The 12,275-nt window shown below is 36.3% G+C and carries 8 protein-coding genes; all 8 read right to left on the minus strand.

Annotated features, from left to right (window positions below):
* Positions 1–60: 60 nt before the first annotated feature.
* Positions 61–948 (minus strand): transglutaminase family protein, encoded by an 888-nt coding sequence (locus AC0UBM_RS07970; protein ID WP_475688259.1) that lies wholly within the window; start codon positions 946–948, stop codon positions 61–63.
* A 2-nt stretch (positions 949–950) separates the two neighbouring features.
* Complete coding sequence (locus AC0UBM_RS07975) at positions 951–3,515, minus strand: circularly permuted type 2 ATP-grasp protein (RefSeq protein ID WP_414036375.1); 2,565 nt, start codon at positions 3,513–3,515, stop codon at positions 951–953.
* Between the two features lie 7 nt (positions 3,516–3,522).
* Positions 3,523–6,855 (minus strand): transglutaminase family protein, encoded by a 3,333-nt coding sequence (locus AC0UBM_RS07980; RefSeq protein ID WP_475688260.1) that lies wholly within the window; start codon positions 6,853–6,855, stop codon positions 3,523–3,525.
* A gap of 255 nt (positions 6,856–7,110) precedes the next feature.
* On the minus strand, positions 7,111–8,226 hold the full coding sequence (locus tag AC0UBM_RS07985; protein WP_475688261.1) for a DUF2914 domain-containing protein: 1,116 nt from the start codon (positions 8,224–8,226) through the stop codon (positions 7,111–7,113).
* A 103-nt stretch (positions 8,227–8,329) separates the two neighbouring features.
* Positions 8,330–9,604, minus strand: coding sequence for a DUF2254 domain-containing protein (locus AC0UBM_RS07990; protein WP_475688262.1), 1,275 nt, complete (start codon positions 9,602–9,604; stop codon positions 8,330–8,332).
* Positions 9,605–9,706: 102 nt separating this feature from the next.
* The gene (locus AC0UBM_RS07995; protein WP_414036371.1) at positions 9,707–10,108 is read right to left on the minus strand and encodes a hypothetical protein; all 402 of its coding nucleotides are present in this window, start codon (positions 10,106–10,108) and stop codon (positions 9,707–9,709) included.
* Between the two features lie 78 nt (positions 10,109–10,186).
* On the minus strand, positions 10,187–11,206 hold the full coding sequence (locus tag AC0UBM_RS08000) for an aminotransferase class I/II-fold pyridoxal phosphate-dependent enzyme (RefSeq protein ID WP_475688263.1): 1,020 nt from the start codon (positions 11,204–11,206) through the stop codon (positions 10,187–10,189).
* Complete coding sequence (locus AC0UBM_RS08005) at positions 11,206–12,216, minus strand: dipeptide epimerase (protein WP_475688264.1); 1,011 nt, start codon at positions 12,214–12,216, stop codon at positions 11,206–11,208. The genes AC0UBM_RS08000 and AC0UBM_RS08005 overlap by 1 nt, the downstream gene beginning before the upstream one ends.
* Positions 12,217–12,275: the final 59 nt, after the last annotated feature.

Below are 12,275 nucleotides of genomic sequence, written 5' to 3' on the forward strand. Positions count from 1 at the left end.
AGGATTGATAAATATTTTATTTGTCAATCCTTATTTTTTGTTTCTAATCTATTTTAAAATTTAAGCCGGTCTAATATCTACGGCTACATTCATTTTGTTTTTTCCTGTACTATATACTACACCTTTTAAAGGCGGTACATCGTAATAGTCTCTTCCCCAAGACACCGTTATGTGTTGGTCTTTCGGGATTTGATTGTTGGTGGGGTCAAAATCTACCCATCCAAAAGTAGGAATGTAAATAGAGAACCAGGCATGAGATGCATCTGTTCCTACTAATTTTTCTTTTCCTGGTGGCGGTAAGGTTTCAATATAACCACTTACATAACGTGCAGGTAAACCTATAGATCGTACGCAGGCAATAGCAATCTGTGCAAAATCTTGACATACTCCTCGTTTCTCTTTCATCACTTCGTGAATTGGAGTGGCGATAGTGCTAAATCCAGAATCGAATTTAAATTCTTTAAAAATACGCTCCATTAATTCGTACGAGGCTTCAAAGACAGAGCGGTCTTGTTTAAAAGACACCTCGGCGTAGGCCTTAATTTCTGGAGAAATTCGTGTGATAAAAATTGAATCTAATTTAAATTGATTGATATCTACCAGATCAAGTTTATTTGTTTTTAAAAGTCTTAAGGCGTCCTCTAAAGTAATAGATCGTCCCATTTCAGAGGTTTCTATATCAGGCTGAGAAGCGTACTGCCTGAGTATCCTGCTTTTAGCGGTTACCGTTAACTTTTTATGATAATCTTGAATGGAAAAACGAGTTACTACATTGCCAAAAAAATCTAATCGCTCTGTTAATTCGGTTGGTTTAGGACTTATTTGGAGTTCGTAATCTAGTAATGTTTGCCCAGGCATGGTTTTGGGCTTTAAAGTGGCTATATTATGACAAAAGGTAACACCGCTATCGTAATCGTAACTTGTGGTATGAGAGACTTTAAATTCCATAACTAGAAAGGGAAGTTTTGATTAACCAATTGTTTTTGCTGATACGAATGATTGAAATACGCATCGGATAAGGCTAAAGACATTTCATGCAGCAAATCGCTTAACTCCGTTAAACTATCGTCTAAATTCTGTCGGATAATAGTGTCATCCGTATTTAATTCTAAAAGTGATTTAATATCTAGATTCTGAATTTTATGATGTGCCTCTGCTATAAATTTCTGACACTTTGTAACTTCACCAAGACTTTCGGAATGTGGTAATTTGTCTATATCTTTTTGAATGCGCCTAAGCTGATAGGTTAACGATTTTGGGTATTCTTCATTTAAAAGAATAAGATTAATTACATTTTCTGTGCTTAAATGCGAACGGTAACTGTATCTATAAATGTTTAAACTCTCATGACTATTTAAAAGGGCCTCTAAAATTTCGTATTGCGGTTGTTTATCGTGACTTATCACTAAAAGGGAACGGCATTTAGCAATATTCATCATGGCTTGTTCGCTTTGCAAACCAATAAAGTAAAGCAGTAAGCCTTGTTCTACCATTATGCTCTCTTCGATAAGAGCCATAAAGGCAATAAGCCTAGTAATAATTTTGTCTAAGATTTTTATTAGTGATTGTATCGAAGTGTGTTCGGCGGAATCTTCTACGAAGGCTTTCCAGTTTTTCTGAATGCCATCAAAAACACGCCACATGTCTTTAGACCATAGGTTTCTAAGCGTGAAATACGAATTGTTAAAACTATTAAGTGTTTGTGCAAAGCTACCAGATCTATGACTATCAATTAACACCGATAGAATTTCTTTTAAGGGATCTTCTAATGCCTTTTTACCTTTTTCACCTATAAATCCAGGGAAGGTAGAGGTTATATGTGTCACCGATTGAAATAAACATTGTAGGCTCTTAGATTGCGTTTCTTGTTCGTTGTACTGCTCATTGCTCATTTTAATAAGTACAGTACGCAAATAACGAGCGGTCACTAAAGCACGGCCTAAATAGCGTCCAGACCAATATAAATTTTCGGCAGTGTTGCTAGGTAAATCGTTAATGCCAGAAAATGAAATTTCGAAGGAGCTGTCCCAAGTGTAATTCTGAACATTGGTTTGGGGCTCGTCGGTAATAACCCAAAAATCTTTACTTACGCCACCGCGTTGATTAGACACAAAAAGGTCTTCGCGCTCAGATGCGACACGCACTAAACCTCCGGGCATTACAGAATAACCATCGTCTTTTGCAATAGAAAATGTTCTACACATCACTTTGCGTGGTTCCAGCTTGTCTCCCGTAAAATCTGGCGCCGTCGAAAATAAAATCTTCTCTTGAGCAACAAACACAAACGGATTGTCAAGTATTTCTGCTTTCAATTTCTCTAACTGGGCTGGTTTTAAGAATTCACAGAAAAAGATGTTTTCCCGGTTAGATCTATCTATGCGTTTAAGTACTAGATTTTTCAAATTTTCTAGAACGTAATCGCGTTCTTTCTTTTGTCCGCACCACCAAGAACCTATTTGTGGCAGAATTAAATCTTCTTTAAAAAAGTATTTGCAAATCGCATTCATAAACGGGATCAGTCCCGAGTTTTCTAAAATACCACTTCCAATAGGGTTTATAATGGTGACTTGCTGTTCTCTTACTACATCTAGCAAACCGGCCACGCCTAAATATGAATCTTCGCGAAGCTCTAAGGGATCCATAAACACATCGTCTACACGTCTTAAAATAACATCGACTTGTTTGAGCTCTTTTAAAGATTTCATCCAGACCTTCCCATTTCTAACAACTAAATCGTTTCCTGCTACTAATGGATAACCTAAAAATGAAGACATATAAGCATGTTCAAAATAGGTCTCGTTTAAGGGGCCTGGTGTAAGAATAACGATGGTTGGATTCTCCTTATTTTGTGGCGCAGATTCAATTAACATTTTGTTGAAATCTGCAAAGAAAGGCGATGGTGGCTTCACGTGAATATCTTTGAAGATATCTGGTAAAATCCGGCTGGTGGCATAGCGATTTTCTAACGCATACCCCATGCCTGAAGGCGCTTGTGTTCTGTCGTTAACAATCCACATGCGACCATCTGGACCACGTGCTAAATCGGCCGAATGTATTAATAAATTCTTAGCCGTTTTATATTGAATTTGATCGCATTGTCTTAAAAAACCACGATGCGCATAAATAACTTCTTGAGGGACTATGCCATTTTTAATAAGTTCGCGTTTGCCATAAATATCTTTTAACGTCAGGTTTAATAATTCCGAACGTTGTTGCATTCCTTTTTCTATGGTATCCCATTCTTTTTGATGGATAAGAAACGGGACGATATTTAATTGCCACGCACGGTGCATCCCTTTAGGATCGTTGTAAACATTATAGGTTACACCGTTTTCGTCCATTAGCCAATCCATTTCATCTTGTTTAGAGATTAGTGTATTGGTTCCCATTTGGGTAAGATTACCTAGTAATTTTTTCCAGTTGGGATTAACAGACATATTTGATTTAAGAACTTCGTCGTAATATTTAAAATCAGAAAAATAGTTCTCAAATAAAGTGTTTTTATCAATCGGCATTAATCGTTTATTTTTTTCTTAAATCTAGGGTGTAAGGGAATTCAGAATTAACGGGTTGTTCCTGATATTTATACTTCCTAGAACTGCCGTGAATTTCGACATTTCTACTCGAATTATTATCATCCTGTTCAATTTTTTCTACTTCAAATATTTCTCCTTGAGTGTGTCCAATATCCCAGAAACGGTTAATACGCCTAGATTCAGCTTCATAGCTGTTTATCGGGTACGTTTCGTAAGATCGTCCGCCTGGATGTGCTACAAAATAGGTACAACCTCCAATGGCACGTCTGTTCCATGTGTCTATAATATCGAAAACCAAAGGTGTATCTACATCTATGGTTGGATGTAAAGAGGAGTGCGGATTCCAAGCTTTATAGCGTATGCTGGCCACAAATTCACCTTTTACACCGGTATTGTTTAAGTTGATTTTAACTCCGTTACAAGTTAAAACATAACGCTCTTCGGTAAAATGATTCACCTTTACCTGAATACGTTCCACAGAAGAATCTACATATCTTGCAGTTCCGCCTCCAGTCATTTCTTCTCCTAAAACGTTCCAAGGTTCTATAGCGGCGCGTAATTCTAAGTTAATATTATTGATTTCAACCATACCATGAAGCGGGAATCTAAATTCGAAGAATGGATTAAACCAATCTTCCTTAAATTTATATCCGGCTTTGTTAAGCTGACTAACAATATCTTTAATGTCTTCTCTTACGTAATGTTCTGTTAAGAATTTGTCGTGCAATTCTGTTCCCCAACGTACTAAATCGTGCTCGTAAGGTTTTTTCCAGAACCAAGCAACAAGTGTTCTAACTAATAAGTTTTGCATTAAACTCATCTGCGGATGTGGAGGCATATCGAATGCACGAAGCTCTAATATTCCTAAACGTCCAGACGATGAATCTGGGGAGTATAATTTATCGATACAGAATTCTGCACGGTGGGTGTTTCCTGTTAAATCGGTTAATAAATGACGGAATAATCTGTCGGTTAACCAAAACGGAACTTTTCCATTTTTCGGAATCTGACTAAATGCGATCTCCAGTTCGTAAAGATTTTCCATACGCGCTTCGTCAATTCGTGGCGCCTGACTGGTCGCTCCGATAAACGCTCCAGAGAATAAGTATGATAGACCAGGATGATGTTGCCAAAACGTTAGCAAACTTCTTAGTAAACTTGGTTTACGCAGTAGCGGACTGTCTTTAGGGGTGACACCTCCTAAGGTTACATGGTTTCCACCTCCGGTTCCGGTGTGTTTGCCATCTAACATAAATTTTTCGGTACCTAAACGCGACTCTTTAGCAAGTCTGTAAAGGGTTAATGTATTATGCGTAAGTTCTTCCCAATTTTTAGCAGGTTGTACATTCACTTCTATTACACCAGGATCTGGCGTAATTTTCATGGATTCTAATCGGTTGTCTTTTGGTGGGTCGTAACCTTCTAAAACCACTGGGATTTTAAGTTCTTTTGCTGTAGCTTCAATAGAAGATACCAAGTCTAAAAATATTTCGGCAGTATCTAAAGGCGGGAAAAATAAGTGCATTTTACCGTCTCTAACTTCGGCACATAAACCGGTACGGATAAAATAATTATTGGTGTCTTCAGAAACACCATCTTCTTTAACTTTTCTAGAACGTCTTAAAACAATGTTCTTATAGCTAGGCAGTTTTTTCTTTTTTGTAAAATTATCGGGTTGTTGCTGTGGGAATTCTCCAAATTCTGGATCTCTAAGCAATGAGTCTAAAGGTAATCGTAATCCGATAGGAGAGTTTCCAGGGATTAAGAATAAGTGTTTACGTCTAAAACTCCAAGCGTTAGTGTACCATGTCTCTGAGGTATTGTTTAAAGGCAATACATGCCCGATGGCTTTCGATTTTCCATCCTTAAGAATTTGCTTTAATTTATCTTTTACTAATAATGCACCATCGTCTACCGTTGGGTCTACATCTATAGGTAATTTGCCTTCTTCCCACATAAAATAAAACGCATCTTCGTAAGCAGGAATAATGTGTTTATCTGTTATGTCTAATTTCTGGGTTAAGGTCTTTAAAAATAATTCTGAGGCATTTTCAGGTAAAGCGGGATTATCGGAAAACAGAGATAATAGCTTCTTATTATGCCAAATCTTTTTTCCGTCTTTTCTCCAACACAGTTCTATTTGCCAACGTGGTAATGGTTCTCCTGGATACCATTTTCCTTGCGCCTGGTGTAATACACTACCGTTATCGTACTCGTCGTATAATTTTGCAGCTAAATTTTTAGCAAGTTCGCGTTTGTGGGGACCATCGGCAGCTGTATTCCATTCTTCCGATTCCATATCGTCTATAGAAACAAAAGTAGGCTCGCCTCCCATGGTTAATCTTACATCGCCTTTCTCTAGTTCCTTTTCAACCTTAAACCCGAGTTTGTAAATGGCTTTCCATTGCTCGTCGGTATAGGGTTTTGTAACTCGAGGGGATTCAAAAATACGTTTAACAGAGTTTTCGAATTCGAATTCAGTCTCACAAATATCGGTCATTCCCGATACAGGAGCAGCACTTTCAAAAGAAGGCGTACAGGCTAGCGGAATATGGCCTTCTCCAGCTAATAATCCTGAAGTCGCATCGAAACCAATCCAACCCGCACCAGGAAGGTAAACTTCGGCCCAAGCGTGTAAATCTGTAAAATCTTCTTCAGGACCAGAAGGGCCGTCTAGTGATTTTTCGTCAGATTTTAATTGAACAATGTATCCCGACACAAATCGTGCACCAAAACCTAAATGGCGTAAGGTTTGGACAAATAACCACGCGTAATCACGGCAAGAGCCTGTTCTGTGGTCTAGAGTTTCTTCGCAAGATTGTACACCCGGATCCATCCGGATGTTATATTTTAAATATTGGTATATTTTCTGATTGATATCTATTAGAAAATAGATTGTTTTTCTTGGTGTGGTATCAATCGTTTTAAGGAAATCTAATAATAATGGTCCTTTTTCAGTGACCTCTAAATAGGGAAGAAGTTCCTTTCTAATGGTATCTGTATATGTAAACGGATATTCTTCGGCACTTTCTTCGACAAAGAAATCAAACGGATTTATAGTTTTTAAATCGGCTATAATTTCGACCTCAACTGTAAGTTCTCTTGTTTTTTCTGGAAAGATTAAACGTGCCATATAATTTCCAAAAGGATCTTGTTGCCAGTTAAAAAACTGTTCCTCGGGTGTGATTTTAATGGAATAGGCTTCTATAGGTGTTCGACTATGAGGAGCTGGACGTAATCTAAAAATATGAGGGGATAACGAAACTAATCGGTCATATTTGTACTTTGTTTTGTGAGAAATTACAATTTTTAATGCCATATATAAATCTATTAAAGACATTACAATTTAGGTGATTTTTATTCAAAAAATAAATGAACACTAAGAAAAAAGTTAAAGATTGCGTAAAGCGCGTTTTTTTTGTGCTTAAAATGAGGTTAATACAATTTTTGTTCGAGATTTTGTGAAAAACGATGTTTTCAGGGTCATCACGAACTAAAATGAAGTGAGAAGCAATAGGGAATCTAACTGTTGGTTTTAAGGCGTCAATTATTTTAGAATAATTTCACTTATATATTAAAACACTTTTTTTACTAAACGTTGCGGTTTCTCATTGGGGTTTTCAATAATTTCAAAATCAATAACACCAAGCAGTAATTCTTCTTCGGTTAAAACTTCTACTCGCCATAATCCTGATCTTATATTTTCTTTATACGTGTATCCACGGTAGCCATCGTTCCTGCCTCCAGTGATATCGTAACTTATATTGTCTAAAATAATCCATTCCTCAGTTTTCTCATCGTACCATTTCCATCTATGAATAATGGATTTCTTTAAAGCCGTTGGAGCAAAAATAGAAGAGAAAACATACACCGGTTCGTTTGGGTTATGAATAAATTTGGAACTGTGATCTCTCCAGAAAACGAATTGTTTTTTTTCTTCGTAAGTCACCTCATATTTTCCGTTTTCCGTCACAATATTATGAGCCACTAAACCTGTTTGTAAGGCGAGTGGCACCGGAGGAATGAGTTTAAAAAAGTAAAAAATATTTATTAGAAGGTAGATGGAAATAATAATTCCGGTTAGTTTTCCTAAATGTATTTCGGCTCGTGTACTTGGACTTTTTCTATAGATAAAGGTGATTAGTAATAGGGTACACGCTAAACTAACAACACCAGAAATTATAAAGATTGCAGGATTCATTTGTTTGATGAATACCGGAATCATGAAAGAAAAAAAGGTAAAACTTATAAAATAATAAATGCTAAATTGAAGATATTTATTAGAGATACGCTTTTTTAAAAATTCGTTGGCAAACAATAAAATCACTAAGATTATAAAAAAGGATGCGGTTCTGGATAGAGAAACGCTTCTGGAGAAATATACCACATAAGCGCTAGACAGTCCGCCAAAGAAAAACTGAATAACTAATGGAAAATAAATTTCAAAACGTTCTAAAAAGGTGTTTTTCCATGCTCCATCGTCGGCTAGATTAAAAAGATATAAGGTGATGCTTAACGATGTCATGTGCATGCAAAGCACAGAGAGATCATAGAGTCTGTCTATGCGTCCAAGCGTTAGCGTGTCGAAAATAAAACCACCAATAAAGAATAAAATAGGGGCGTATTTCTGATGCCTTCGAATAAATTTTCGGAGACCACTATTTTTAAATTTAGCCAAGGTGTGTTTCATACCCAATTTTAAGTAAAACAAATGTAATGGAATAAAAAAAGCTTCAGTTTAATTTCTGAAGCTTTATGCTTTTTGTAACAGTTATTAATGTGATAGATGTAGATTATTCGGGTGGCGTTTCTAGGCTAAAACACAACGATTTCTCTTTAAGAAGATCTAAGTCACTTTTAAATGTTAATTCTTGTTTGGCTCTATGAAAAGAAGTTTCGGAAAAGTCTAAGGCTATGGCTTGCATCTCAGCATGATTTATGGTGGCAATAGAGGCATATGCTTTTTGTAACCGGAGCATGACCTCGATGTTATTTGCGCCATCTCTAGAAATAGGGCGAAAAGCGCTTTCGAAAAATTCCTGCGTAGGGAGTTGAGGCACTTCGATACGGTTATAACTGTGTAAATCGGTTTCTTCTTTTGTGTACGTTGTGTTCCACAAGAAAAATAAGCGCACCTGACTTCCAATTATCTGTATGGCTGTTCCCGGATCGTTAATTCCAGGAGATAAAGCTCGACTCGCAATCTCTGATAAGGCAATAAGGCCAAAACGCGGATCTTCCTCAAAAAGTCTTGTACTACCAATGCGAATGGCTTCATTAATTTTTTTTGAAATGTCTTCCATATCCAATCCCTGAGCTGTAGAAAGGTAAACTAAAGGTGAATTATAATGAACATATGCTCCCGGAGTGGCGTTAAGTTGTATTGTAATGTGATGCGCTTCGGCAAGTTTTTGCAGACTATCCATATCTATAAACTGGATATAACCAATTTTAAGGGGCTTCACAAAGACGCTTGTGTTGATTGTATTAGATACCGGAACACCTTTTAAAAGCGGATGCTTAATGTGATTTTCTAAAGATTTTAGTGCGACTTGTTCTACCTGACTAATAGTGTGTTCTAGGCGTCCCAACCTTGAAATTCTGTCTACCCAGCGTAAAAATGTTAAAATAACCGAGGCAAAAAATAGTAATGTAAAAACGAAAAGCACAAAACGACCCGCATCGCCATAATAACCGTTTTCAAGCGCTACGGTAGATACGATACTAAAAATAAAAGCACCGATAAACATAGATAATGCGTTCTTAGAAGCATCGTCTGTAACTACAATCTTAAAAGATCTAGGTGTTGCTGTATTACTCGCGGCGCTAAATGCAGAAATCATGGAAGAAACTGCGAATATGGCTATAACGAGCATACTAGACGAAATGGTTGTGAGTAGGCCAACTATAGATTCTGTTTTTATATTGGGCACCAGTTCTTTTAGTCCTGTACCATCGGCAAAGCGAGCTAATAGTGCACCAATAATGGAAATAATGCAGAATATTAATGGTCTAAACCATAACTGCTCGCGAAGGCGATTGAAATAAATTAAAACAGATTTTTTCATAAAATAATACCATTCCTATTATAGCAATTTACAATTTTTATATAAAATAAAAGCTCCAGAGTTTATCTGAAGCTTTTATACCATTATAAATTAGGATGTAATTTATTGTTTTGTGTACGTGTTGGTTTCCAATCCGTTTTCTATTTCTACTATTTCATTATCCGATTTTAATCTAAAATGAAATTCTAATTCTCTTTCTACGCCAGGCTCTCCATAATAGTTTATTTCGAACTCATAATCCGTGTCTGTAATTTCTTCATCTTCGACATAAACATCTAATTCAGATTGTTCAATTATGCTTTTGTAACAAGATTCTAAACCTGCTTCAAGTACACAAAAATCGTCTGTTGTAAATTTTACACCATTTAAATCTTGCGAACCTGCTTGAATCCATGTTCCTTGAATCCATGTTGGTGGGTGAAATCTTTGGTTTCCATTTCCATCGTCATCAGAACTGCATGAAAAGCATATAACTGCTACCAGTAAAATAAGTATGTGTTTCATAAAATGTGTTGTTTTGGGCGCAATTTACAAATTTTTAGTTTTGAAGTATTATAAAATAATATAGAGCCTTAATAGGCGTTAACTAAGCACTTGTTTTAATAAATCTAAATCCATTTTAGAATGATTTGCGGAAAGTACAATACGACTTAAAATAGCGTCAGGTGTTGGGTAATTAAAATGAGTGATGGCTATGTTTTTAAGCAATAATGCTTCATAAAAGCCTAATTTGTCGTTATAAATATTAGGATAGTTTACATGGTAAACAAAATTAGTGTCAAGCTGAATATCTTTAAAAAAATAAAGTAAGTTCTCCTTTAACTTTTCTTGTTGTTGCTTGTAAATAGCTTGAGATTGCAGATAGGCGTCTAGATAAGCGGGACTCATTCCTGACGCTGTAGAAAACATAACCGTAGATGTTATATCCTGTATAAACGATAGATCTCCTGCAATTAGTCCTCCGGGTAATCCCATAGCCTTTCCTAAAGAAGCAACCATAATTTTTTGATGTAAATGCGTTGTGGGAATACTACTAAAAATGCCCATTCCTGTTTCTCCTGTAATGCCTATGCTATGCGATTCGTCTAGAAGTAAAGTGATTTGTTTCTGTTTGGAAATATATTCTAAAATACTAAAATCTGGCGGTGTAACATGTGCTGTAGAAATGGCATCTACAGAAATCACAATATTTTCGATAGTATCTGTTAAAAGCGATGGATGCAACTTATGGTCTACAAGTAGCGGTAAACTATTTGGAGCTAAAATAGCGGGATGTGTATGAGGAAAATGATAAAACCTAGTACTAGAGTGCGATAAATAATCTACAACTAATTTTCCTGCTAGCATTCCTGACGATACGGTAACACAAGCTTCAGTGTGTAATTGTGATGCTAAAAGTGCTTCTGCATCCTTGTAAATACCCAACTTTACATTTGCATGTCTCGAGCTTCCGTAAGCAGTTCCCCATTTTTTTATACCGTTTATTACAGCCTCTTGGAAGGCAGGTAATGTGGCTAATCCTAAATACGATGTGCCTCCAAAATAAGACATGCTTTTAGAGTCTAAGACAATTTCGGAATTTGGTGCTTTTGTAACGTCCATTATAGTAAGGTTACTCCAGTTCCGTTTAAAGCGCTATAATGAGTTACGCCATCTTTAATGGTTACCCCTGTAGCAATATCTTTCGCTAATAACATAGCGCCATCCATATCGACAAAATCGAGTAGGGGTAAAAGTTGTGCTACTGCCGAAATACCTACCGAAGATTCCGTCATGCAGCCTACCATGGTTTTCATGCCCAAATCTTTAGCTTCTAAAAGCATGGTTCTAGCAGGTGTTAATCCGCCACATTTTACAAGTTTCACATTAACGCCATGGAAATGGTTATGGCATTTTGCAATGTCTTCTCTTACTTGACAACTTTCGTCTGCGACAATTGGAAGTACAGAATCTTGAAAAAGTTTTTTATGGCCATCCCAATTATCGGCTTTTAAAGGTTGTTCTAAAAATTCTACACCAAGAGCTTTTAATGCTATTGCATTTTGTAGCGCTTCATCGACGCCCCATCCGCAATTCGCATCAATTCTGAAAATGGCATCGGTGTGTTTTCGTAATTCAGTAACAATTTTAATATCCTCATTTGTACCTAATTTAATCTTGTAAATAGGCCAAGGGAGTTCTTTCATTTTGGCTACCATTTTTTCAATGGTATCAATGCCAATGGTATAATCTGTAATGGGATTATTCGAAATGTCGTAACCCCAAAGTTCGTATAATTTCTTATTTTGTTTTCGTGCATATAAATCGTTATATGCAAGGTCTAATGCACATAACGCAAACATATTATGTTTTAAAAGCGGATACATTTTATTCCAAAAGACTTCAGGCGTTTCATTAGTAGTGGCTTCAATAATTTCTTTCACATTATTCAATGTTTCCATCATTATAGGAACAGTAATGTTATAATACGGATTTGAAGTCGCTTCACCATAACCTGAAAGACCAGCATCTTCTAAAACGACGATTAAACTCGGTTGCACATCAATAGATTCTCTAGATATTGTGAAGGTGTGTTTTAATGGAAGGATGTAATCTTTTAAAATAAGTTTCATAAGCCAAAATATTGTCACTCAAAATTACATAATAATTTTTTTAAACGTTCCGATTAACT

The sequence above is a fragment of the Formosa sp. F44 genome (assembly GCF_056238645.1).